Here is a 25,471-nt window from a genome sequence, read left to right on the forward strand (position 1 = left end):
CTTGGCTCTGCTCAAGCGGAGCCTTATTGAGGTGATATGGTCGGTTCTTTGGGGCTGTTTAGTTTGGTGTTGGTCGCTGTTCTTAGCAGCATTATTGGTGTGCATTCGTTTTATCAAATGCTAAATAAACGGACGCAAAATCTAGGTTTAATCCGCAGTTTCTCTCTTTCAAGCGCGCTGTTTTCTCTCACTTCTGTCGTATTGCTTGGTTATGCCTTTGTCAGTGATGACTTCTCTATCTTATACGTCGCTGAACATTCAAATACTCAGTTACCCTCATTTTTTAAGTTAGCAGCCGTATGGGCTGGCCATGAAGGTTCCTTGTTATTTTGGGTACTTACGATTAGCGTTTGGTCTGGCGTGATTGCCCTACAAAAACACTATTCGAATGAATACCAAAGCCGTGTGTTGTGGGTAATGAATCTACTGCTCGCGATATTTGCTTGGTTCACCTTATTCGCATCAAACCCATTTGAAATGAATTCGATTTTGCCGCTAGAAGGGCGTGACCTAAACCCAATGCTGCAAGATGTCGGCCTGATTTTTCATCCTCCATTACTTTACCTTGGCTATGTCGGCTTTTCTGTGGTGCTGGCGTTTGCTGTTGCGGCCTTATTGGTTGATCCTATTGAGTTTGATTGGGTTTCCCATTGTCGCAGTTGGTGTCTCGTCGCTTGGATCTTTTTAACTGCAGGGATCATTCTTGGTTCGTGGTGGGCGTATTACGAATTAGGTTGGGGCGGCTGGTGGTTCTGGGATCCTGTTGAAAATGCCAGTTTGTTGCCGTGGCTTACTTCGACCGCATTACTGCACAGCCTAGGTGTTGCAAAGGGCAAACAACAGCTCCTAAAATGGTCTCTCAGCCTTGCTTTCATTACGTTTTGCCTGAGTATCTTAGGCACCTTTATTGTTCGTTCTGGAGTACTAACATCGGTACATGCTTTTGCTGTCGACCCAACTAAAGGTATTGCACTGCTGCTTATATTAGTTCTGGTACTCGTAAGTTCATTTTCTCTGCTTATCGTCAGAGGTGAATCTTTTGAATCTAATCCGATTACCAGCTTCGCCAGCAAAAGCTTTTTGAGCTTAGTTGCGGTACTTATCTTTGTGCTGGCAACAGCCGTGGTTGTTTTCGGCACTTTCTATCCAATGGTATTTGAACTACTTGGATTGGGTAACATATCGGTCGGTGCGCCTTACTTCAATCTGTTGATTGCACCTTTAGCGTTACTCGCCCTTGGCGTGGTTGGCTTAGCTCCATTGCTCAGTATCAAACCTCAAGCAACTAAAGGCGTGATTGCCTCGTTAGCTGTGGTGTCATTTGTGCTTGGGTACATTTGTTATTCTTGGCAAGTGGAACAGGGACATCTACAAGTGATGGTGCTGCTGACTTGGGGGCTGGCATTCTGGGTTTTATTGACGCACGTTTATGGTTTAGTGGTTACGCGAAGATCCAAGTTCCAACGTAAAGCATGGGTGATGACCTTTGCGCATGTTGGAGTAGCGGTATTGTCTGTCGGTGCTGCTATGAACAGTTACCACTCGTTTGAGCGTAGCTATAAATTAAGCCCAGGTGAACAGGTGGAATTCATGGATTGGACGCTTTCTCATCGTGATACCGAGCTCTATGTCGCCTCCAACTTTACTGCAGAAAAAGCGATACTCGAATTAGATGCTAGCGAGCAAAGCTTTTCCATCGCGCCAGAAAGAAGACACTACCAAGTTCGTGTTATGAACATGAGTGAGCCTGCAATGAAGTGGTTCTGGCATGGCGATGTTTATATCACCATGGGAGAGAAAGTAGACTCAATAGCCTATGCATTCCGTGTTCAGTACAAAGCGTATGTGCGCTGGATTTGGTTTGGTGGGTTGTTCTCCATTCTCGGCGCTTTACTCTCATTAACTCATCGTAGAAAGAAAACCTTTAAGGCGTCACAGTATGCATACCAGCGTTCGTAACAAGCTCATCACGTTAATTGTCTTGGCATTAGTGATGGTGTTGGGTTTTGTCTTTGCACTCAATAATAAGCAGCAATCTACGACTGTGTCGGAGCAGAAGAGGGCATTTCCTGAATTCGTGTCTGCTGCGTTAGTCAATAGTGAAGGCATCAGTAGCAAACAGGAAATTACGTTGACTGATGTCACTCAGCACCCTTATCAACTAGTGAATGTATGGGCGTCGTGGTGTGGTATCTGCAAAACCGAACATGCTTTTTTACTCAAACTTAATGATAAAGGTATTCCAATTATTGGGCTCAATTATCGAGATAACTCTGCGGCAGCAATCAATGTGTTATTGAGCGATGGCAATCCGTACTCTACTGTGATCAGTGATCCTCAAGGTAAGCTAGCGTTAGAGTTGGGCGTAATCGGCACCCCTGAAACGTATCTGGTCGACGCTGATGGCCAAATCATTAAGAAGTTACTGGGCGTGGTCAATGAATCTGTATGGCAAGAAGAACTTGCGATGTATTTTGATGGTGCGAATGGATGATGAAGTCTTTAATACAAACACTCGTTATGCTGTCTACACTTATGTTTGTTAGTTTTCCGACTTTGGCGGAAGACCTGTTTACAGCCAGTAATAAAGACACGAGTATTCAAGTTGAACTATTCGAGTTTGAAAACCCTGAGCAGCAGCAGCGCGCAATTACATTGGCTAAAACGCTACGTTGCCCGCAATGCCAGAACCAAAACTTGATTGAGTCGAACTCTCCGATAGCAAAAGACTTACGTCTCGTTGTATTCAAAATGGTGAAAGCAGGGCAGAGTAATAATGAAATCACTCAATATATGACAGAAAGGTTCGGTGAATTTGTGCTCTATAAACCTGCAATGAGTGTTTCAAACTTATTACTTTGGCTACTTCCAAGCCTATTATTTCTCTTATTTATATATCTATCAGTAAAAAGTGTTAGAAAGAGCTCATAAAAATTATGTATTACTGTTTACCAATTGACCTGTATTTTGTAACATTAAAGGATTATAAAGGCTAAGCACTGTTATATAAGGATGTGTCTGTGGATAACGTAATCTCAAATTTAAAGAAAGAGTTCCATACTCATGTCCGATCTGACAAATGGGCAGAAAAATACAGTGCAAAATCGAGCATTTCTACGCTTACTCAAGAAGAGTTAACTGAATTAGAGAACGCTTGGGTTCAACTTGTCATCTGGAAGCAAACCCAAGTAAGCTGAACGTTCTGTAAAAATCGTAACTTCAGCCGCAACTGATTAATTTATAACCCCATGTTGGTCATTCCAATGTGGGGTTTTTTGTTACCTGAAAAATTATTGTTATAATATAACAATTTGAGCATGGTCGACCTTGAAAAAAATTGTTAACAGCCTCATAGTGTCTATCATTAGATAGTTAGCTACAAAATATTGCCTAGACATATAATGTAGTGTTGTTAAATACATCGAATTTTCAAGTGAGTATAGTTATGGCGGAAGTGCGTGCCAGAATAGATTTCAAAGTAGGGGTAACAAGCAGTATTGATGCTGAACTTCTGTCTTTTCATGGATTGAAAACAGACAAAGAGCATGTTGCTGTGATATTTAAATCAGCAGATAAGACACAAGACATACCTCTTGTTCGTATGCACTCTGAGTGCTTGACTGGTGATGTTTTCCATTCATCTCGCTGTGACTGTGGCGAGCAGCTAGACGAAACCATTAGAATTATGGGTGAGACGGGTGGAGTGATTCTTTACTTACGCCAAGAAGGTCGTGGTATTGGTTTATACAACAAAATCGATGCATACCGCCTGCAAAGCGAAGGTATGAACACTTACGAAGCCAATAACCACCTAGGCTTTGGTGATGACTTACGTGATTTTACTGAAGCAGCGGAAATGTTACGCGCTTTAGGTACTACAAAAATCCGTTTGGTGACCAACAACCCTAAGAAAATCAATGAACTTAAATCCTTTGGTATTGAGATTGAAGAAGTGGTGAATACCTCTGCTCATATCAAATCGGGTAATGAGAGCTACCTGAAAGCGAAAGTCTCACACGGTAAGCATAACCTGGATATCTGATTCGCTTACTTGTTGCGCTTAACATAAAAATGTTTAAAGACCTCACATATGTGAGGTTTTTTTGTATTTATCTTGCAATAAAATTGTAAGTTTGTATTATTCCAATCCGTAGTGCAAATGATAATGGTTTGCACTATTACTACGAATAATAATTTAAAGCTCAACAAGGATGCTTCATGACCATTAAATCTTTAGTGACAAAAGCAGTAACTTCGTCACTCATTTTTGCCTCTGCTTCTTCTTTTGCAGCAGTAACTCAAGATCAAGTTGTAGAACACTATGCAGATATTGCTCATGCCGTGTTTGCCGATTCAGTAATTACAGCAAAAGCGTTGAACTCTTCTATTGATACCTTTTTAGCTTCTCCTTCTGCTAGCAACTTCGAACAAGTAAAACAAGCTTGGCTTGAGTCTCGCGTACCATACCAACAGTCAGAAGTATTCCGCTTCGGCAACGTTGTTGTTGATGATTGGGAAGGCCAACTGAATGCATGGCCACTAGATGAAGGTCTGATTGACTACGTATCTTCTGATTACCAATATGAGCTTGGTAACGAAGGCGCTAGCGCAAACATCGTGGCTAATAAGACTTTCCAAATTGGTCAGACTACGGTTGATGCAACTAACATTACTCCAAAGCTAATCGCAGACTTGAACGAGATCGGCGGTTCTGAAGCGAACGTAGCGTCTGGCTACCACGCAATTGAATTCCTACTTTGGGGCCAAGATTTAAACGGTACAAACAGCGGCGCAGGTGAGCGTGCTTACACTGATTTCGTTGTTGGTGCTGAGTGTACTAACGGTAACTGTGACCGTCGTGGCGCATACCTAAAAGCATCTGCTGAGCTGCTTATCCAAGACCTAGAGTGGATGGAAAAGCAGTGGGCTGAAGGTGAGAAAGGTAACTACCGTCAAGAACTGCTTTCTGAATCTAGCGAAAATGGCCTACGTAAAATGCTATTCGGCATGGGTTCACTGTCTCTAGGTGAACTAGCGGGTGAGCGTATGAAGGTTGCACTAGAAGCAAACTCTACTGAAGACGAGCACGATTGTTTCTCTGATAACACGCACAACTCTCACTACTACAACGAGCAAGGCATCTACAACGTTTACACGGGTCTATATAAGCGTGAAGACGGCACTCTGCTTTCAGGTCCAAGCCTGTTTGACCTAGTTGAGCAAAAAGACGAGCAAGCTGCGAAAGAGATTCAAAAGCAGTTTGACCTAGCACGTGCACAAGTAGGCCAACTGGTAATGTCTGCTGAGAAAAACAACCAGCACTTCGATCAGCTAATCGCTGCTGACAACGCTGCAGGTAATGCACTAGTAAACAAAACGATTGTTGCGCTAGTGTCGCAAACAGCTGCAATTGAGCGTGCTGCGGGTGTGATTGGCATTGATAGCCTGAACCCAGACACAGCGGATCACGAGTTCTAAGAACCTGAGCCAAAAATAAATATAAGGGCTCTCATTGAGCCCTTAATTGTTTGATCCTCAAGAAAGCCACACCCACATAAAAACTAAAACCAAAAAACACAGCAAGGCAATGTATGAAGTCGTATCTATCAGCCTCACTATTAACCGCACTGTTTGTCTTATCGCCATTACATGCCCATGAAACTTACTCTGGCGGCAAAACGACCGTTAAGAAAGAGGGGGCGAACTCTTTTTCCCTTCCCGCAGCCAACCTACCAATGAGTAAACGCTTAGATTTCAGCGTAGGCAACAGTTTCTTTAGAAACCCTTGGGTTCCCGCACCGTCATCAACTGATGCTCGTGATGGATTAGGACCACTATTTAACACCAACGGCTGCCAAAACTGCCACATCAAAGATGGTCGTGGTCACGCGCCAGAAAAGGGCGATGAGAACGCGGTATCCATGTTGGTTCGCTTGAGCATTCCGGCTGAAACGCCAGAGCAAAGACAAGCCTTTATTCGCGATGGTGGCATCCCAGAACCGACTTACGGTGGCCAGCTACAAGATTTCGCACTTCAAGGTGTTAAACCTGAGGGGAAAGTGAACATCAGTTATACCGATGTTCCTGTTGAATTTAAAGACGGCACGGTTGTTACTCTGCGTAAACCCACTTTAAAAATTACTGAGCTTGCGTTCGGTGAGATGCACCCTAAAACTGAATTCTCAGCTCGTGTTGCTCCGCCAATGATCGGTTTGGGTCTGCTCGAGAGTATTCCTCAAGAGACGATTCTTGGTTTCGCTAAGCAACAAGCAGCGGATAACCAAGGCGTATCGGGTAAAGCCAATTACGTTCTTGATGTTCGCACCAATGAAATGGCACTGGGACGTTTCGGTTGGAAAGCTGGTCAGCCAAACCTGATGCAGCAAAATGCAGCGGCATTTAATGGTGATTTAGGCCTAACAAGCAGCTTATTCCCGAACGAAAACTGCACATCTGCACAATCGACTTGTGATGATTTCCCAAATGGCGGTGAGCCAGAAGTCAGCGACAACATCCTAGATTTTGTTGAGTTCTATTCGCAGCACTTAGCAGTACCTATTCGTCGTGACGTTGATAACCCTGCTGTCGTGCAAGGTAAAAAACTGTTCAAAGACGTTGGCTGTCAAAGCTGTCATCAAGCTGAGTTCCGCACGGCAGAGCGAGAAGGTCTGCCAGCATTATCTAATCAGTTAATTAGCCCATACACCGATATGCTGCTGCATGATATGGGTGAAGGCCTAGCGGATAATCGCCCAGAGTATCTGGCTAACGGTCAAGAGTGGCGCACCACGCCATTGTGGGGGTTAGGTTATACCAAAGAAGTGAATGGTCATACGTTCCTGCTTCATGATGGTCGTGCAAGAAACGTTATGGAGGCGGTACTTTGGCATGGCGGTGAAGCAGAAATGGCAAAACAAAACGTACTGTCTTTGAATGCGACTGAGCGTGAAGCACTGCTGGCGTTTTTGAACTCGCTGTAGTCGGACTGAGATTTAGCGGTTTAACTACTCAGCTAACCTAAAGAACACAACCGCTGAACTTGTAGGAATACGAGCTCAGCGGTCGTTTCATATTTAGTGAACTCATATAATTAAAAGAAAAATTAGGAAGTAAGGTAACAGCATGACACATAAATTTTTGTTAATGCCTTTGTCGGTATTAATCATGGCAGGCTGTCAATCATCGGGTGAGCAGACTGCTTCATCTGAGGTTAACGGTGTGTCCTATCAAGCCGACACGGCAAATCATATTAGTCGCAGTGTCTATCAACAAGAGTTTGATTCTGCAGTTCTATTTGCCAAGCAAGCCAGTGAACTAGAAGTCTTGATGCAGGGTTACTGCCAAACCAATAGTGTTGAGCTTGATACGTTGAAAGCTCAGTGGCAGCTTACAATGAACAGTTGGATGGCACTACAAGGTCAAGAAAGAGGCCCAACAGCGGCACTGGAAGAGAGCTGGAATGTTCAGTTTTGGCCAGACAAAAAGAACACCACAGGTCTAAAAATGCGTCAGCTGACTCAGCAAGATAAAGCTTGGTCACAAGACGAAATTGCACAGCAAAGTGTGACCGTTCAGGGGCTTGGCGCCTTGGAGTGGTCTCTGTACGACGAGCAATCTCCACTGCTTCAAGACAAAGCTTCAGGCTGTCTATCTTCACCAGCTATCGCACAAAACTTGGCAATGAAATCGGCCTCTATTGCTGAAGCTTGGCAGGTTAACCCGTGGCTAGCGCTAGACGAGATGCGTTGGGAATCTGAATACATCGCTCTATTGACTAACCAGCTTGATTACAGCATGAAAAAGCTGAGTCGCCCGATGGCGAAAATTGGTCATCCGCGTCCTTACTTCTCAGAATCATGGCGTGCACAAACCTCGATGACTCAACTAAAAGCGAATGTAGCAGCACTTCAGAATTTGTACCTTGCCGATGGCAATGGCCTAGACGGCTTGTTGAGAGAGAAGGGCTTAAACGATCTTGCTGACCGTGTTGCTGACCAGTTCACATTGACGCTAGATACTTGGCCTACAGACTCAAGCTTGTTTGAGTTATTGCAGAGTAAAGAGGGCTACCGAGATGTGCTGACTCAATACAACAAACTAGAACGTTTGAAGTACCTGATTCATGAAGAAGTGGCGATAGAGCTTGGCGTGGTAATAGGATTTAATGCTACCGATGGTGACTGATACTACGCGAAGAACGCTACTCAAGGCTGCACTGGGTTGTGCAGCTGTTCCATTGCTTCCGTTTGGCTGCGCTAGTCGCTCTGGTGCTGTGAGCTCATCTAATGATCCTCAGCTGATAGGATGTGCGCTGAATGGGCGAGGTCAATATTCAGCGGTTGTGGCTGACGAATATGGAATGCCATTGAGTCAACTGCCGATTCCAGATCGTGGTCATGGCGTCGCGATTTGCCCAACCTCATCACATGCGGTGGTTTTTGCTCGTCGTCCTGGTGACTATTTTATGGTGTTTGACTATAAAAACGGTCAGCAGATCAAAATGGTCGTGAAAGGTAAGAACCGTCACTTCTATGGTCATGGCGTTTACTCATTAGATGGTAAGTTACTGTATGCCACTGAAGGGAAAACGGACAGCAGCCAAGGTGTGATTGGCGTTTACGATGTCGCGCAAGGCTATCGTAAGGTCGAAGAGTTCAGCGGTTTTGGTATTGGGCCTCATGAAGTGATCATCATGCCGGATGGTAATCTCGCGATCGGCGTTGGTGGCGTTCATACTGATGGTAGAACACCGAAAAACCTAGATTCGATGCAGCCGAGCTTGAGTTATATTTCTCCTGAAGGTGCGCTGCTTGATCAGGTTGAATTGTTGGATAAGAAGCTGAGCATTCGACACTTAGCCCATGATGGTGCTGAAACCGTGCTTTGTGGCCAGCAATATCGTGGTGAACCAGATGAGTATCCTTCGCTATTGGCGATGCATACTAAAGGCGGGCAGTTTGAATCACTGAACGCAGAGCCAGAGCAATGGGCAAGGTTCAATCACTATATCGCCAGTATTGCGGCGTCAGATGATTGGATTATTGCGACTTCGCCAAGAGGCAACTGCTACGGTATTTGGTCCAAAGAGAGTAAAGAGTTAGTCGAACTTTCTGCGCTATCTGATGCCTCTGGTGCCGTGTTACTTGATGGAGAGTTTCGACTCAGCTCTGGGGCGGGGAGTGTGGTTAGCCAGCGAAAGCCTCATGAGAAATCGACCCAGCAATCTACGGTTCAGTGGGATAACCACTGGTCGTCAATTTGATGCATATAGCACCTTAAAAATTAACATGCTTACTCCAATTTCTTTGCCATACTTATGAGATTATGGGGATGGAGTTAAGCATGTTAGCGAAATACTTCTGTGGATTATTGGTGTTAGTTTCTGTGCACGCATGGAGCTATACGAGTTCTGACGAGAGCCGTTTCATTCCGGCTGATTCAGAGCTCTCTTTTATGCTGATTTATCCAGAGCTTACCCAGAGTATTTATCAAGACACTTCTCTTCCTATCCTTTGGGATTCGCCAGAACTGGTTAAAGCGTTTGAATTTCAATTGTCGCTTCTCGAACAAGCTCAAATGGCACCGCTCTTTGAACGACAACTTAAGCAAATCCGTCACTATCAATCCTATGCTCAATGGCAAGAGTTGGACATATTACTTACCGATACCTTTATCTACTACCTAAGCTACGTTGAAAATGCGCCACTTGCCGGTAAGGAGTGGTACTTTTCGGGTAAGCTACATTCCAAATTACCAGCGCCTTCGCCCCATATTCTGATGAGACTGAAAAGCAGTGTCGCCAATGATTACTTATTGGAGATGGTGTTGTCTTACGCACCGCCAGTGGGGGATTTCGACCAATTCAAGGCGACTTATTCAGTATTAGAAACCGCGTCCGAGCTCAAGATTGATCGGTACAGACAGAAAGGCTTGAAACGCTTGGGCGACCAGCTTTCAGATAAAGCCATTCTTGTTGAACGTATTGCCTTGGTCGGTGTTGATACTTCGATGATCGCGGTCGATTTCCCTAAGTTCGATCGAGATCTGCAAACGGCGATTAAGTCCTTCCAGCGTATGCACGGTCTTACAGACGATGGGATCATCGGCCCTGACACGATAAAGTGGATCAACATGGGCTTTGATGATCGATTAACCTCATTGGCTCTGAATGCTGAACGTGTTCGTTTGTGGCCAAGAGACCGAGATTCTCTCATCGTCGTTAACGTGCCGAGTTTTGACATGAAGTACTGGGAAGATGGCGAAGAGGTGTTTGAGTCTAAAGTCGTCGTGGGAAGAAAATCGCGAAAAACACCGCTTTTAGAGATAAACCTAGATTCTGTCATTCTAAACCCGACTTGGAATGTGCCATGGAAAATCATGGTCAAAGACATCCTGCCTAAAGTAAAAGCGGACGAAAGCTACCTTGAAACGAACAACTTCCAAGTGATTGACGGTTGGCGTTCAATGGAAACGGTCGACACCACAGAGATCGATTGGCAGACAATCAACTTCAATTCGTTTCCATATCGGATGCGTCAGCAGGCTGGCTCGCGAAATGCATTAGGTTTGTATAAGTTCAACACACCTAATAAGCGAGCCATTTACCTGCACGATACACCAAGTAAAGGCCTGTTTAATGACGACTTCCGTGCTTATAGCTCAGGTTGCATACGTGTTGAACACGCAGAAGAACTGGCTGAGTTATTGTTTGCCACTAAGGTAAGGAAAGTCCCGAACCAAAATGCTGACCTCGCTCCGAATACTAAGGTTCGCCTCAAGAAGCGGATTCCAGTGCATATCATCTATCAAACCGTGTTGTTTGAAGAGGGCGGCATACAGTACCGCGGTGATATCTACCAATATGATTAAGAGGGTGGTTGATTGAAATGAGTTCAACTAAGGTGATCTTGACCAAAAAATGACAACCAAGCTTCTATTGATAAAATTATAATGAGTATCAATAACTAACCGTACAAAGGTTACAAATACTAACGTTTTGCGCGGTTTTTGTACGTTGACGCAGCAAATGCCATTATGTATCGTGCATTTTTCGTTCGATCTAATTGGTTTTTTGCTGTATGTCTCAAAGTTTATTTTCACGCCGTCAGTTTCTGACTTACGCTGGTGGTACTGCTGTTGTCGCCTCTCTTACTCCTTCTATCGCTTTTGCTTCATACCCTGATCAACCAAGAACGATTAGCATGAACAATCTTCACACTGGTGAACGTTTAGAGACTTGTTATTTCGATGGCACTAACTATGTCGGTGACGAAATGGCACGCCTTAGCAAACTATGTCGCGATTTCCGTCGTAATGAAATTCACCCAATGGACAAGAACCTGTTTGATCAGATCACTCAGATTCAAAACGTGTTGGGTATTCAAAAAGAAGTTCAGATCATCTCTGGTTACCGTTCTCCAGCGACCAATGAAGCACTTCGTTCTAAGTCGAGTGGTGTGGCTAAAAAGAGTTACCATATGTTAGGTAAAGCAATCGACTTCCGTATTGATGGTGTTGATCTGAAAGAGCTGAGAGACGTAGCTAAAAGCCTAAACGCAGGTGGTGTGGGGTATTATGCGCGTAGCAACTTTATCCATATTGATACTGGCCCAGTACGCAGCTGGTAAAGCGAATCTGAGTTGAAGGGCGATACCGTAGGCACTTGTCAAAGTAGACATCCAATGTCATAGTTTGCCCAAATTTCAGTTTGCCCTCTAAGGTTTGTATATGTCTCTTAAGTATCAAGTTGTACCTGTTACCTCTTTCGCTCAAAACTGCTCGATTGTGTGGTGTGATGAAACCATGGAAGGCATCGTTGTTGATCCGGGTGGTGATGTTCAACAACTGGCTGCGATCATTGAAGAGCTGGGTGTTAAAGTGGTGAACTTGGTACTCACACACGGTCACTTAGACCATGTAGGCGGCACGGTGCCTCTTGCTGAGATGTTGAACGTTGAAATTGTTGGCCCACATAAGGCTGATAATTTCTGGCTTCAAGGCCTAGAGAATCAAAGTCAGATGTTCGGCTTCCCATTGTGTAAAGCCTTTGAACCAAACACTTGGTTAGAAGAGGGCGACAAAGTGACTTTTGGTAACCAAGTTATCGATGTGATTCACACGCCGGGCCACACGCCAGGTCACGTTGTGCTATTCAGTGAACAAGCACGTCTAGCATTTGTAGGTGATGTATTGTTTAACGGTGCAATTGGTCGTACTGATTTCCCACAAGGTGATTTCAATACACTTATCGCTTCAATCAAGACTAAGCTTTGGCCGCTAGGCAGTGACGTAACATTCGTTCCGGGTCATGGCCCTGAATCGACATTCGGTCGTGAGCGTGCATCAAACCCGTTCGTCGCAGATGAAATGCCACTCTACTAAGCCTCTGACCTAGTAAAAGAACGATTGAAAATGAAGCTTAGCTTTTTTTATGAAAGCTAAGCTTTTTTATTGGATGCGAGTTTATTTATGAACCGGTTTGATTTTAATCAGAGAGGCGCTCGGCAGCGGCCAAGTAGCGTCGAGCCAGACCAACAAACTCTTCTCCACTAATATTCAAATCATGGGTTGATATGAAAATGTCATAACCGTGGAAGCCTCTTTGGTACTTCATTCTGTTGGCGAGCATCGCCTGTAACCCTGAATAGTCTTTGATCACCGCGTTTTGATTATTTGCTGCATCGGGTGAATCCGCATCCATTTGCGGTGGTTGAGCGCTGAAATGCACCTCGTCATTACTCTTTGATTCTTTATATTGGCTCAATTCAACACATCCGTTTTCGGTACAACGCGTGTGGTAGTGCGATGAGTCTAAAACCATGTCTTCAAAGTTCGACTCTTTACCCGCTTGCTTCGCTCCCAAGTACAAAAGTGCACGTTGGCTCAGCAATAACTCACAGGTGATTTTGGGGCAGATCGAATCGAGGTAGGGCGAGTAATCTTTAACCTTGATACCAATCCAAGGCAGAGGTTGGTGCCAACCATCTTGTTCATAGGTGCAAAGGCCAATTTTTTGGATGTTGTTCCACTTTAAGACCCAGCCCCCTTTATAAAAATGTTGTTGAAAATGAGTCGGTGTGAGGGTGAACATCACTCTGCTGCGCAACATTAAATAATAGCCAGTTCCTAGTAGGGCAATAATGCAAAATGCACCCACGATCAGTAACTTTGGATTGTCGCTGTAGAGTGCAATGATCAAGCAAACGAAGCCTAAAATAACGGCGAGAATACGGTACGAACGTGTGAACGAGGGCAAAGAGAAATTTGTTAGGTGACGAGTGTCCATAGGCAACACCAAGTTTTCATATTTTTGTCTGGATGGATAACCAGTGTATATGACCCTGAATTGATAAGTCGATGTTTAAATAATAGACGCTAGTAGACAATATCGGTATTTTTCGTCGACTTTCGACGCTTCACTCTACAAATAGCTCCTGTTTTTTGGTATAAATCGCGCTTCAAATTTTCACCACTGCGAAAAGAGCAGTGAACTGGAGAAATATTCAATGAGACTTGCTCATAAGCGTAAGGTGCAGGCTAAACTGCAGAAACGCACTAAAGCGGCTGTAGTTAAAGCAGTGGCAACGCCGAAAAAAGCGAAGCCTGTCGCAGAGAAAGTTGTAGCAGAAAAAACTGTAGCAGCAAAACCAGCGGTAGAGAAAACAGTAGCAGCAACAAAAGAAGTTGCAGTAGCACTGACTCCTAAGCAACAACAAGTTCTAGACATCGTTGTTAGCAATGCTGAAGGCATTAACCCTAAAGGTATCGGCCTAGCAGCTGGTCAAGAAGACGCGAAAGCAGCTTCATGGGCAACAGGCGCATTGAAAAAACTTCTTGAAGAAAACCTAGTAGCGAAAGAGCAACTTGCAGGTAACAAGGTTATCTACAAAGCTATCTAATCCCGCGGGATTATATTCGCTTCGTTAAGTTTTTAAGCCTCGATTATCGAGGCTTTTTTGTATCTGTCATAAACTTCATTTATCGCTTATTCTCATTTACCGGTTATTCCCATTCCAATCTACCGTTTAACTTGTTCACTTTAACTTCTAGCTTTGCTTCTCATCAGCAAGCCCTAAAGTAGGGCGCCTTACTAAAAAGCGCGGGTGACTTTCCCTAAAATGCAGCAATGGATAGAGCTTCATCACGAAATGGGAATCAATTGTTAATCGCGGTTCATTATAACTACTTAGGTATTTATCAATACGCATTCCCTTGGTGAATATCCAAACTCCTTTAAAATCGACACTATTCAATCATCTCCTACGTAGTTCTACTTAATCCTTTGGTCTAATACGTAACTTTGCTCACGCCATGCGTGCGTGCTCTCCCTGATATCTTGTTGCCTCATCACGGTGCACTCTTATGTTGAATCATAAAAAATGCTCATAGAAAGAGTGTTAACCCAACAAAGGACGTGAACATGAGTCTCATTTCTAACTCCCTCACACGAGTTTTTAAAAACGTTGCAGTAACCGCTGCGGCTTGTTTAGCTTTGGTCGCTACTGGTGCTACAGCCGCTGATAAGGTTTACCGTTTAAAGCTTGCAGAAACGTGGGGACCAAACTTCCCAGTTTTCGGTGATGCTACGAAGAACATGGCGGCGATGGCTGAGAAGATGTCGAATGGTCGACTGCAAATCAGAATCGATTCAGCAAACAAACACAAAGCCCCTCTTGGCGTTTTTGACATGGTTAAGTCTGGTCAATACGACATGGGTCACTCAGGCTCTTACTACTGGAAAGGTAAAGTTCCAAACACTCTTTACTTCACTTCTATGCCTTTCGGTATGACGCCAGCAGAACAATACGCGTGGTTCTATCACGGTGGTGGTATGGAGTTGATGGAGCAGGTTTACTCTCCACACAACTTGATGTCGTTCCCAGGTGGTAACACGGATATCCAGATGGGCGGTTGGTTTCAAAAAGAGATCAACAGCGTGGAAGATCTACAAGGTCTGAAAATGCGAATCCCAGGATTTGCAGGCGAGATTCTTGCAGAGCTAGGCGCTAAGCCGACCAACATTGCCCCAGGTGAGCTATACACGTCTCTAGAGCGCCGAACGATTGATGCACTAGAGTGGGTAGGTCCATCACTGGATTTACGTATGGGTTTCCACAAAATCGCGCCTTACTACTACACAGGTTGGCATGAGCCGGGTTCAGAGCTTCAATTCCTAGTGAACAAACGCACATGGAACAAGCTGCCTGAAGACCTACAAGAAATCTTGCGTGTTGCAATGCGTACTGCGGCTTACGACATGTACACACAAGCAACGCACGAAAGTGGTAAGAACTGGGTTTCAATGAAGACAGAATACCCAGATGTACAAGTGAAAGATTTCCCGCCAGAGGTTATGTCTGCACTGAAAGAAGCGAACGATCGCCTACTTGCTGCACATGCTGAGAAAGATGAGTTAGCAAAAGAGATTCAAGCTTCACAAGCAAGCTACCTAGAGCAAGTTCGTTCATGGACGGATATTTCACATAGAGCTTACTTAAATAGCCAAGCGAAATAGTCGACAGTTGTTGAACTGAATCTAAATGAACCCAAAGCTTCCCATATTAGGCAGCTAAGAGTGAGCAAGTGGCGGGTTCATTTAAAACATAATAATTAAATGCTCAAGAACCCTTTCTACGTCGTGCCTATTGCTAGCTATAAACTGAATCGTTTTTAGTTGGGTTAGCTGTACTGCAAGATGTCTTTTCAAATTCCATGGAGTCGGGAATGCGAAGTCTAATTTATATTGAACGCGTGTTTAATCGTATCGGTGATGCACTGGGATGGCTTTCCAGTATGTTGTTTATTCTACTTATCGCTAACGTTGTGTATGACGTTGTCATGAGATATGCCTTCAATGATGTCTCAATCGCTTTCCAAGAAATGGAATGGCACCTCTTCTCAGCCGTTTTCCTATTAGGTGTTCCTTATGCCATTAAGGCTGGTGGTCATGTTCGAGTTGACGTGTTCTACGAGCAACTGAGCTTTAAAGCACAAGCGATAATTGACCTGCTAGGCACACTTATCTTCTTACTGCCGTTTTGTTTGCTGGTGGCTTGGTTTGGTATCGATGTTGCCAAAGAGAGCTATGAACTGGGTGAAACCTCAGGCGATCCCGGTGGCCTGCCGTATCGCTGGATCATCAAAGCCATGATCCCACTGTCATTCTTCTTAATGGCACTCAGTGGCGTAGGTTTGATCCTGCATTCACTGAACAAGATTTTTAATCCCCATCTTATCCATGCCAATAACAAATAGAGGCTAAACATGATTGGAATAGTAATGTTTTTCGTAGCCTTGTTTGCGCTTCTACTTGGCTTCCCTGTGGCGTTCACCTTTGGTGGTATCGCGTTAATCTTTGGTGTTTGGGCTGAGGGCATTGAAATGTTTGCCTTCATGCCATATCGAATTCAATCCATTATGGAAAACACGGTGCTGATGGCCGTTCCATTGTTTGTTTTCATGGGGCTTGTTCTACAAAAGACCAAGCTTGCTGAGCAGTTGCTTGAGTCGATGGGACGACTGTTTGGTGGCGTTCGTGGTGGTATCGCGATTTCAACCGTCTTAGTAGGCTCACTGCTTGCGGCTTCTACTGGTGTGGTTGGTGCTTCTGTGGTTGCAATGGGACTTATCTCGTTGCCAGTAATGCTTAAGTACAATTACGACAAAGGCTTAGCGTGCGGCACCATTTGTGCGTCTGGTACGTTAGGGCAAATCATTCCACCATCCATCGTATTAATCTTATTAGGTGACGTATTAGGTGTGCCAGTAGGTGACTTGTTCCAAGCGGCGATTTGGCCGGGCGTGATGTTAGTTGGTGCTTATATCCTCTACATCTTGATATATGCCAAGTTACACCCTGAAGCGGCTCAACCGATTGAGCGAGACGATTCAATCAGCCGTAAGCAAGAGGTGTTGGATGCACTTAAAGCGATTCTTCCGCCTCTTGCGTTAATCATTGTCGTACTGGGTTCAATCTTTGCGGGTGTGGCTACGCCAACAGAGTCTGCTGCATTAGGTGGCGCGGGTGCGATGGTATTAGCACTGCTTTACGGTCAGTTTAGTTGGTCGATGGTGTATGACGCATCGAAAGAGACGGTGAAAGTAACGGCGATGGTATTTGCTATCTTGCTGGGTGCGACTGCGTTCTCGATGGCGTTCACTTATACCGGTGGTGATTATCTGGTTGAAGAGTGGATGCTACAGCTTCCGGGTGAGAAGTGGGGCTTCCTGATCATCACCATGTTAGTGATTTTGATTCTGGGTTTCTTCATCGATTTCGTAGAGATCTGTTTCATCATCGTGCCAATCATTGCGCCGGTTGCTGAGTTGATGGGCATTAACATGACATGGTTTGCTATCCTGATTGCGATGAACCTGCAAACCTCATTCTTAACACCGCCGTTTGGTTTCAGCCTGTTCTACCTAAAAGGCGTGGCACCAAAAGGCGTAACTACGAAGGATATCTACCGAGGTGTGATGCCATTCATTCTGATTCAGATCCTCGTACTTGGATCACTTCTCGCATTTCCAGCCTTCTATGGAATGTGAGTGAAGCCAAGAATGTGAATGATATGTTTCAAGGGTTAACGATAAATTGCTAAAATAAAACGGCTTATTGGTGTTCAGTAAGCCGTTTTTTGTGAGGAAAAGGAATGCCTCTAAAAGCCAAGCTGATTTTGCTGACGCTGCTCCCGTTGCTACTGGTAACGGCGAGTATTAGTTGGATCTCGTTACACCAAACTAAAACGTTGGGCGCGAAAGAGGTCGAAATCTTCAGAGACAGCTTAATCAAGTCACGTGAAAACGCCCTCAAAGACACAGTAGACCTCGCATTCGATGCCATTGAGCACATCTACAACGACCCTGACATCCAAGAAGCTCAAGCCAAAACGGAAGTTCGAGCCATATTGTCTAAACTTAGATACGGGTCGGACGGGTATTTCTTTGCCTACGATCGCCACGGAACCAATTTAGTTCATCCGATTCAGCCTGAATTGATTGGTCAAAACCTACTTGAACTGCAAGACGAGGATGGCGACTTTCTGATAGAAGCCCTGCTAAGAGAGGCACAAACGGGCGGAGGATTTCACCAGTATTTATGGCAAAAGCCATCGACGGGTGAGGTGGTGTCTAAGTTGAGTTACGCCGCATGGCTAGAACGCTGGGATTGGATGATTGGCACCGGTTTGTATATTGAAGATGTGCACCAAGAAGTGGCTTCAATGCAGGCTGAGATAAACAAGAATATTGAAACCACGTTCTTTTCTATTGTGGTGATTTTGAGTGTGACGGTGGCGGTTATTATCGTGCTTACCTTAGCCATCAACATGCATGAACATCGTATTGCCGATAACAACCTCAAAGAACTGGCGCATAAGACGGTGATGTTCCAAGAAGACGAGAAGAAACACCTAGCACGTGAGTTACATGATGGTATTAACCAATTATTAGTGTCGAGTCGTTGTCACTTAGAGCTACTCGGTAATAAGCTACAGAGTGAGGATCTCAAAGCACATTTGAATAAGTCACAGCATTCACTGATGCGAGCGATTGAAGAGGTGAGGCACATTTCACATCAACTTCGCCCAAGTTCACTGGATGACATAGGCTTAGAAGCGGCATTGTCTTCGTTGTTATTAGATTTTCAGGCGCACTCCGGTATTGAGGTGGAAACTTTATTTAGCACTCAACCGGGTAAGTTAAAATCAGAAGCCGCAACGACCTTGTATCGAGTGGTGCAAGAGTCATTGAACAACATAGAGAAACACGCGCAAGCGACCAAGGTAACGGTTATCGCTCAGCAAATTGGCAACGTGTTGCAACTGCTTATCCAAGATAACGGTGTTGGTTTCAATACCTATAAAGCGATGGAGAAACGAGGGATCGGACTGCGTAACATGAGAGAGCGAGTGGAGTTCATCGGCGGTGATTTTGAGTTGATGAGTGAGATTGGTTTCGGAACGGAAATTACAGTGTTACTGACACTAGAAGGATTAGTGAATGAGTGAAGTTATTCGAGTTGTGATTGCTGACGATCACCAAGTCGTACTGGATGGCTTTATGGCGAGATTAGAACTCGAGCCTGATATTAGCGTGATAGGCACAGCCAGTAATGGATTAGAAGCGGTTGAGACAGTGAAAACGCTGCGCCCTGATGTGGTGCTGATGGATATTAGCATGCCTATCATGAATGGTATTGATGCGACCCACCTGATTAAAGAAGAAGACCCTGAAGCCAAGGTGTTGATGCTGACCATGCATAACAACCGTGAATACATCATGAAGGTGATGCAGTCGGGTGCGGTCGGCTATATGTTGAAAGAGATTTCGGCTGAAAAAATGGTGCAGGCAATCAAAACCGTCAATCAAGGCTCGACCTATTTCTGTGAAAAAGTAACGCAGAATTTGTTTACTCAGCCAATTACTCCGACGCAATCTGTGAAGAATCCATTGAGCAGACGTGAAGAAGCGGTATTGAAATTAGTCGCGAAAGGGGAGAGCAGTAAAGAGGTCGCGAAGGCACTGAATATCAGCTATCGAACGGTCGAAACCCATAGACAAAATATTAAGCATAAGCTAGATATTCACTCTACAGCAGAGCTCGCTAAATACGCAGTCAGCTCCGGGCTTGTGGACTGATCTTACGCTAAATTACATTAAATGTGTAATTTAATTACTAAATGTGTAATTTGGGCCTCCTTTATGGAGGTTTTTTTAGTATTTTTGCGACAGGTTGATATTCTTCTTTTCGAAATTTAAGCGCCGAATGCAATGTTGCAAACAGTGCGCTGCAAATTAGAGAGGAAGCATGGAGCCTGTAAAAGATAGGTATAGTATTGAAAATACCGATTATACAGTAGGACAAGATAACGTTCAGAAATGGGGGTTCGATGTTCATAACCCAGTATTTGGAATCAGTGCAGGAGCGATCATTGTCTTCCTTCTGGCACTTCTAGTCGCAGACCCTGATACCGCAAAAGCGGCGCTTGATGGAATCAAATGGAAAGTCATCGGTAACTTCGATGGTTTCTTCATGTGGGCAGCCAACATCTTTGTTATTTTCTGTTTTGCCCTCATTGTATCCCCGTATGGCAAGATACGTATTGGTGGCAATGATGCCAAAGCAGAGCACTCCAACCTATCTTGGATGTCGATGTTATTCGCCGCGGGAATGGGTATTGGTTTGATGTTCTGGGGTGTGGCTGAGCCAGTAGCTTACTTCACGGGCTGGTATGAAACGCCACTCGGTGTTGAAGCTTATTCTCCTGAAGCGGCTAAGTTGGCGCTCGGCGCAACTATCTACAACTGGGGTCTTCACGGCTGGGCTATTTACGCCGTTGTTGCTCTAGCCCTCGCTTTTTTCACCTTCAATAAAGGCTTACCGCTTTCGATTCGTTCTATTTTCTACCCGATCTTAGGCGACAGAACTTGGGGTTGGTTTGGTCATATCGTTGATATCGTGGCTGTACTTGCAACGCTTTTTGGCCTTGCTACATCACTTGGCTTAGGCGCACAACAAGCTACCAGTGGTATTAACCATGTGTTTGGTACCGATGGTGGTATTGGCATGCAGTTGATTGTTATCGCTGTGGTCACTTTCTTAGCAACAATGTCGGTGGTTCGTGGCATCAATGGTGGCGTAAAAGTACTAAGTAACGTCAACATGCTGGTTGCTTTGGGCTTGCTTATCTTCGTAACCATCGCTGGTGGCATGGCGGGTATTAAAGCTATCCCAACCGCTCTAATGGGCTACATTGAAAACTTCATTCCTTTAAGTAATCCTCATGGCCGTGATGATGAAACGTGGATGCAAGGTTGGACGGTATTCTACTGGGCGTGGTGGATGTCTTGGTCTCCATTCGTAGGTATGTTCATCGCTCGTATCTCTAAAGGTCGTACGATTCGTGAATTCATCGTTGCTGTATTGTTCATTCCAACGACAGTAATCATCATCTGGATGGCAATTTTCGGTGGTATCGCGATTGATCAAGTGGCGAACAAGGTGGGGGAAATTGGTGTGAATGGTCTGCAAGATATTACACTTTCTCTTTTCCATACTTACGATGCGCTGCCAATGAGCTCTGTGCTTTCTGTAGTATCGATTGGTTTGATCATGGTGTTCTTTATCACCTCATCTGATTCTGGCTCGCTTGTTATCGATAGCATCACCTCGGGCGGTAAAGTCGATGCGCCAGTACCACAACGTGTATTTTGGGCGTTGATGGGCGGTGCAATTGCAGCGGTTCTACTGTGGGTTGGTGGCACGGAATCTATTCAAGCACTACAAGCTGGAACGGTCTCTATGGCGCTGCCATTTGCATTCATATTATTGCTTATGTGCCTAAGCTTATTGCTTGGTTTACGAACTGAAAATCAATTGGTTAAGCACCAAAATGCTTTGAGTTAAAAGTATTATTGAAACAACGGCCGACTTGTTCGGCCTTTTTTTCGCCAGCAATTTGAGTAATTACGTGAATATTGGATGAAAACCCATCGAACTGATTCAGGTTTACTGAAAACAATAAGTTCACCTGCTAAACTTCAGACATCCAAGTATTTGAATTATTGTGACAACAACTTGTACTACTTGGATTGTATGTTCGAGTTTGTAATTAAGTCACAGGTAAGTAAGGGATACGAGGTCAATAGACCTTATGAGTATTCCGTAGAGAGGGATAATGACTAAAGGTATAGATAAATACAGTATCGACAGTACGGATTACACTGTTGGTCAAGATAACGTCCAAAAATGGGGTTTTGATGTTCATAACCCAGTATTTGGTATCAGTGCGGGACTTATCGCTTTGTTCCTGATCGGTGTTCTTATTACAGATACCGCTTCGGCAAAGGCTGCACTAGATGGCGTTAAAGGCCAGATTATCAATTCGTTTGATTGGCTTTTCATCTGGTCGGGTAATATTTTCGTAATTTTCTGCTTAGGTTTGATTGTTTCTCCGTACGGCAAAATCCGCCTTGGTGGTGTTGATGCGACGGCAGATTATTCTTTTATGTCTTGGCTATCGATGCTGTTTGCCGCAGGTATGGGTATCGGCTTGATGTTCTGGAGTGTGGCTGAGCCAGCAGCATATTACACCGGTTTGTATGAGACTCCGTTAGGTGTTGAAGCGAATACACCAGAAGCGGCTAAGCTAGCACTAGGTGCAACCATGTATCACTGGGGACTGCACCCTTGGGCGATTTATGGTGTAGTGGCATTGTCACTGGCTTTCTTCTCTTACAACAAGGGATTACCTCTTTCAATTCGTTCTATCTTTTACCCAATCTTAGGCGATAGAGCTTGGGGCTGGGCAGGTCACATTGTTGATATTCTTGCAGTGCTTGCAACCCTATTCGGTTTGGCGACATCACTTGGCCTAGGTGCACAACAAGCGGCAAGTGGTATTCAACATGTATTCGGTATTGAAGCGGGCTTAGGGCTGCAAGTTATTGTGATTACAGCGGTAACTTTATTGGCGGTGGTATCCGTACTTCGTGGTATTGATGGTGGCGTTAAAGTTATCAGTAACATCAACATGTTGGTTGCTTTCCTACTGCTTATCTTAGTGGCTCTAATCGGCTACGCGGTGACTTTAGGTTCTATCCCAACAACATTGATGGCATACATTGAAAACATCATTCCGCTAAGTAACCCTCACGGTCGCGAAGATGAAACGTGGATGCACGGTTGGACTGTATTCTACTGGGCTTGGTGGATCTCATGGTCTCCATTCGTAGGTATGTTTATCGCACGTGTTTCTAAAGGTCGTACCGTTCGTGAGTTCATCACAGCAGTACTGATTGTACCGACTACAGTGACTATCATTTGGATGTCAGTATTCGGTGGCATGGCGATTGACCAAATCGTGAATAACGTTGGTATTCTTGGTCAAGACGGCCTAACGGATGTATCACTAGCAATGTTCCAAATGTTTGATGCACTGCCGTTCGGTACTCTGCTTTCAATCATTGCGGTTGTATTGGTTCTAGTATTCTTCATTACATCGTCTGACTCAGGCTCTCTAGTAATCGACAGCATCACCGCGGGTGGTAAAGTTGATACGCCTGTGCCTCAACGTGTGTTCTGGGCGTTCCTTGAAGGTGCGATTGCTGTGGCTCTATTGTGGGTTGGTGGTACTGAAGCAGTGCAAGCTCTACAAGCGGGTGCAATCTCGACGGCATTGCCATTCACCATCATTCTCTTACTGATGTGTGTGAGCTTGCTAATGGGTATGCGTACAGAAAAACGCTAGGCTTTTTAAGCTGAAATCTACTGCAATTTATACGCAGTAGAACGTTAAATACTATGAAGGCAGAAGAGGAAACTCTTCTGCCTTTTTTGTTTCAATTTACCGTGTTTTTTTGTCTATTTTAACGTGTTTGGTGCGATAAAAAATCTAATAACCGTAGAGGCAATACCGCCTTAAATTTGGCGGCAAGCCAAGGATTTGACATTACTTAAGCTTATGGTTTGCTTAAAATTATATTCCAATATTAAATTGTGAAATCGCTCGAATTTAATACTGATATTGGGTAGTATGCGCGAGATTTCCCACCACTCGTGAAACTTTGACATGAAACTAACACTAAAGCAGAAGTTGATAGGTGCTAGCCTATCTGCTGTTGTCGTTATGGCTACAGCGTTGACTTGGTTGTCAGCAAACCAATTATTTGAACAGACTCGTAATGGCGTATACCTACGAGCTGAAAGCGTATCTGAAGCAGCATCTGAAGGTATTAAAAACTGGATTGATATCCGTACCGATATCGCATCAGCATTTAATGAGTTTTCACGAGAAAGTGATGTTGTTCCTTTCCTTAAGCAAGCTCGTGTAGCGGGTGGTTTTGACGATATCTTTTTAGGTACTCCTGAAGGCGGAATGTACCGTTCACATCCTGAACGTAATCGTGCAGATTACGATCCTCGTCAACGTCCTTGGTACCAAGAAGCAAACGCTGCAGGTAAGCAAATCATTACCACGGCTTATCAAGATGCAATCACGAAAGCACTACTAGTAACGATCGCAGAGCCTGTTCGCCACAACGGCCAACTTGTTGGTATTGTTGGTGCAGACGTACTTATCGACCAATTGGTTAACGATGTCATCAGCCTTGATGTTGGTGACAACGCTTACGCAATGCTAATTGATGCCTCTGACGGCACATTCCTAGCGCATCCAGATTCAGCACTAAGCTTGAAGCCAGTAAGCCAGCTTTCAAACGATATCTCTATGCCTATTATCGAAAACGCAGTGCGTACGGGTAGCATCGAGATCATCAAACAGCGCGGCGCTGACAAGCTGCTTTACTTCACGAAGGTGCCTAACACTAACTGGATCTTCGCGGTTCAGATGGACAAAGCAACAGAAGAAGCGAACCACTCAACGCTACTTACTCAGCTGATCATCACTGCTGTCGTTATTACGCTCATCGTAATCGTACTCGTGTCTTGGTTAGTGAGCTTCCTATTCCGCGACCTAAACCGCGTTTCAGCGGCACTTGAAGAAATTGCTTCAGGTGAGGGCGACCTTACTCAACGTCTTGAGCCTAAGAGCGACGACGAAATTGGTCAGCTTGCTGCAAACTTCAACCGTTTTGTGGGCAACATGCACACCATGGTGATCAAGCTAAGCGAAGTATCTGCTGCGCTGGGCAACCAAGCTCGTCAAACGGCTTCTCAAGCAGAAGAACGTAGTGCTCGTATCCAAATGCAACAAGACGAGATCAACATGGTAGCAACAGCCGTTAACGAAATGGCTGCAGCAACACAAGAGATCGCAGGTAACGCAGACCACACTGCACAGAACTCATCTGAAGCGGTTGGCGCGTGTGAGCACGGTACTGGTCAAGTGACACAGACTCAAAGCTCTATTCAAAACCTTGCTCAAGAAGTTCAAATCGCAACCAACGTGATTCTAGAACTTGAAGAGCACGGCAACAGCATCAACGCTATCTTGTCTAATATTCAAGGTATTGCAGAACAAACGAACCTACTTGCACTTAACGCCGCTATTGAAGCTGCACGTGCCGGTGAGCAAGGTCGTGGTTTCGCAGTAGTAGCGGATGAAGTTCGAGTTCTGAGCCAACGTACACACGGTTCAACGCAAGAAATTCAACAGACGATTGAATTGCTGCAAGGCACAACAGGCAAAGCGGTTAACATCATGAATGATAGCCGTACACTTGCTGAAACCAGCGTTGATGACGCTAACTCAGCAGCAGCGAGCCTAACGCAAATTCATGCAGCTGTTGAACGCATCAGCGACATGGCAACACAGATCGCTTCTGCTGCAGAAGAGCAAGCGTCAGTAACGTCTGAGATCACTCGTAACACTGAAGGAATCCGTGACGTATCTAACGAGCTAGCAGACGAAGCACACCAAGCTGCAGAGCAAGCCGCGCAACTTTCTGAGCTGTCTCACGAGCTAGAGAGCGAAATCAGCCGCTTCAAGCTGTAAGCGCTAACTCGTAATTT

At 44.7% G+C, this 25,471-nt stretch carries 22 protein-coding genes; 21 read left to right on the plus strand and 1 reads right to left on the minus strand.

All coding sequences use genetic code 11. The annotated features are described in order from the left end of the window. The first annotated feature begins 36 nt into the window (after positions 1-36). The 12 genes from CWO27_RS11240 (at position 37) to CWO27_RS11290 (ending at position 12,381) form a co-directional block, all read left to right on the plus strand. Complete coding sequence (locus CWO27_RS11240; RefSeq protein ID WP_107898968.1) at positions 37-1,959, plus strand: heme lyase CcmF/NrfE family subunit; 1,923 nt, start codon at positions 37-39, stop codon at positions 1,957-1,959. Further along, positions 1,940-2,494: a DsbE family thiol:disulfide interchange protein gene (locus tag CWO27_RS11245; protein WP_107898969.1), complete on the plus strand. Its 555-nt coding sequence runs from the start codon at positions 1,940-1,942 to the stop codon at positions 2,492-2,494. The genes CWO27_RS11240 and CWO27_RS11245 overlap by 20 nt, the downstream gene beginning before the upstream one ends. Beyond that, positions 2,491-2,931, plus strand: a complete 441-nt coding sequence (gene nrfF, locus CWO27_RS11250; RefSeq protein WP_048669252.1) for a heme lyase NrfEFG subunit NrfF — start codon at positions 2,491-2,493, stop codon at positions 2,929-2,931. The genes CWO27_RS11245 and nrfF overlap by 4 nt, the downstream gene beginning before the upstream one ends. Positions 2,932-3,020: 89 nt before the next feature. After that, complete coding sequence (locus CWO27_RS23585) at positions 3,021-3,197, plus strand: hypothetical protein (protein ID WP_017063565.1); 177 nt, start codon at positions 3,021-3,023, stop codon at positions 3,195-3,197. 248 nt (positions 3,198-3,445) lie between these two features. Beyond that, a complete protein-coding gene (locus CWO27_RS11255; RefSeq protein WP_009848836.1) occupies positions 3,446-4,042 on the plus strand; it encodes a GTP cyclohydrolase II in 597 nt (198 codons plus the stop codon). Between the two features lie 176 nt (positions 4,043-4,218). After that, positions 4,219-5,478 (plus strand): imelysin family protein, encoded by a 1,260-nt coding sequence (locus CWO27_RS11260; protein ID WP_107898970.1) that lies wholly within the window; start codon positions 4,219-4,221, stop codon positions 5,476-5,478. Positions 5,479-5,591: 113 nt separating this feature from the next. Then, positions 5,592-6,980: a di-heme oxidoreductase family protein gene (locus tag CWO27_RS11265; RefSeq protein ID WP_107898971.1), complete on the plus strand. Its 1,389-nt coding sequence runs from the start codon at positions 5,592-5,594 to the stop codon at positions 6,978-6,980. A gap of 142 nt (positions 6,981-7,122) precedes the next feature. Beyond that, complete coding sequence (locus CWO27_RS11270; RefSeq protein WP_107898972.1) at positions 7,123-8,184, plus strand: imelysin family protein; 1,062 nt, start codon at positions 7,123-7,125, stop codon at positions 8,182-8,184. Next, positions 8,174-9,262 (plus strand): DUF1513 domain-containing protein, encoded by a 1,089-nt coding sequence (locus CWO27_RS11275; RefSeq protein ID WP_107898973.1) that lies wholly within the window; start codon positions 8,174-8,176, stop codon positions 9,260-9,262. Before CWO27_RS11270 ends, CWO27_RS11275 begins: the two co-directional genes overlap by 11 nt. An 80-nt stretch (positions 9,263-9,342) precedes the next feature. Next, on the plus strand, positions 9,343-10,869 hold the full coding sequence (locus CWO27_RS11280) for a L,D-transpeptidase family protein (protein WP_102432393.1): 1,527 nt from the start codon (positions 9,343-9,345) through the stop codon (positions 10,867-10,869). Positions 10,870-11,078: 209 nt separating this feature from the next. Then, on the plus strand, positions 11,079-11,627 hold the full coding sequence (locus tag CWO27_RS11285; protein WP_102432394.1) for a YcbK family protein: 549 nt from the start codon (positions 11,079-11,081) through the stop codon (positions 11,625-11,627). A 100-nt stretch (positions 11,628-11,727) separates the two neighbouring features. Continuing rightward, positions 11,728-12,381: an MBL fold metallo-hydrolase gene (locus tag CWO27_RS11290; protein ID WP_107898974.1), complete on the plus strand. Its 654-nt coding sequence runs from the start codon at positions 11,728-11,730 to the stop codon at positions 12,379-12,381. Positions 12,382-12,484: 103 nt separating this feature from the next. Here CWO27_RS11290 and CWO27_RS11295 read toward each other — a convergent pair whose 3' ends face one another. Beyond that, on the minus strand, positions 12,485-13,285 hold the full coding sequence (locus CWO27_RS11295; RefSeq protein ID WP_107898975.1) for a DUF2982 domain-containing protein: 801 nt from the start codon (positions 13,283-13,285) through the stop codon (positions 12,485-12,487). 220 nt (positions 13,286-13,505) lie between these two features. Between CWO27_RS11295 and CWO27_RS11300 the strand changes: the two genes are divergently transcribed. From CWO27_RS11300 to CWO27_RS11340, 9 genes are all read left to right on the plus strand, one after another. Continuing rightward, on the plus strand, positions 13,506-13,898 hold the full coding sequence (locus tag CWO27_RS11300; protein ID WP_004740184.1) for a hypothetical protein: 393 nt from the start codon (positions 13,506-13,508) through the stop codon (positions 13,896-13,898). A gap of 521 nt (positions 13,899-14,419) precedes the next feature. Beyond that, the gene (locus CWO27_RS11305) at positions 14,420-15,514 is read left to right on the plus strand and encodes a TRAP transporter substrate-binding protein (protein ID WP_017060957.1); all 1,095 of its coding nucleotides are present in this window, start codon (positions 14,420-14,422) and stop codon (positions 15,512-15,514) included. Positions 15,515-15,723: 209 nt separating this feature from the next. Further along, positions 15,724-16,254 carry a TRAP transporter small permease subunit gene (locus CWO27_RS11310; protein ID WP_240699185.1) on the plus strand — a complete coding sequence of 177 codons (531 nt, stop codon included), beginning with the start codon at positions 15,724-15,726 and terminating at the stop codon, positions 16,252-16,254. Between the two features lie 9 nt (positions 16,255-16,263). Further along, positions 16,264-17,547, plus strand: a complete 1,284-nt coding sequence (locus CWO27_RS11315; protein WP_048664743.1) for a TRAP transporter large permease — start codon at positions 16,264-16,266, stop codon at positions 17,545-17,547. A 104-nt stretch (positions 17,548-17,651) separates the two neighbouring features. Then, positions 17,652-19,007, plus strand: coding sequence for a cache domain-containing protein (locus CWO27_RS11320; RefSeq protein ID WP_048664744.1), 1,356 nt, complete (start codon positions 17,652-17,654; stop codon positions 19,005-19,007). Next, entirely contained in the window at positions 19,000-19,638 is a 639-nt protein-coding gene (locus CWO27_RS11325; RefSeq protein ID WP_048659561.1) for a response regulator transcription factor, read from the plus strand. Before CWO27_RS11320 ends, CWO27_RS11325 begins: the two co-directional genes overlap by 8 nt. A gap of 169 nt (positions 19,639-19,807) precedes the next feature. Beyond that, complete coding sequence (locus CWO27_RS11330; RefSeq protein ID WP_061018336.1) at positions 19,808-21,406, plus strand: BCCT family transporter; 1,599 nt, start codon at positions 19,808-19,810, stop codon at positions 21,404-21,406. Between the two features lie 271 nt (positions 21,407-21,677). Next, positions 21,678-23,249, plus strand: a complete 1,572-nt coding sequence (locus CWO27_RS11335; RefSeq protein ID WP_102432399.1) for a BCCT family transporter — start codon at positions 21,678-21,680, stop codon at positions 23,247-23,249. Positions 23,250-23,570: 321 nt separating this feature from the next. After that, positions 23,571-25,454 carry a methyl-accepting chemotaxis protein gene (locus CWO27_RS11340; RefSeq protein WP_102432400.1) on the plus strand — a complete coding sequence of 628 codons (1,884 nt, stop codon included), beginning with the start codon at positions 23,571-23,573 and terminating at the stop codon, positions 25,452-25,454. Positions 25,455-25,471 lie beyond the last annotated feature (17 nt).

The organism is Vibrio sp. 10N.286.51.C3 (assembly GCF_003050065.1).
GTDB lineage: Bacteria > Pseudomonadota > Gammaproteobacteria > Enterobacterales > Vibrionaceae > Vibrio > Vibrio crassostreae.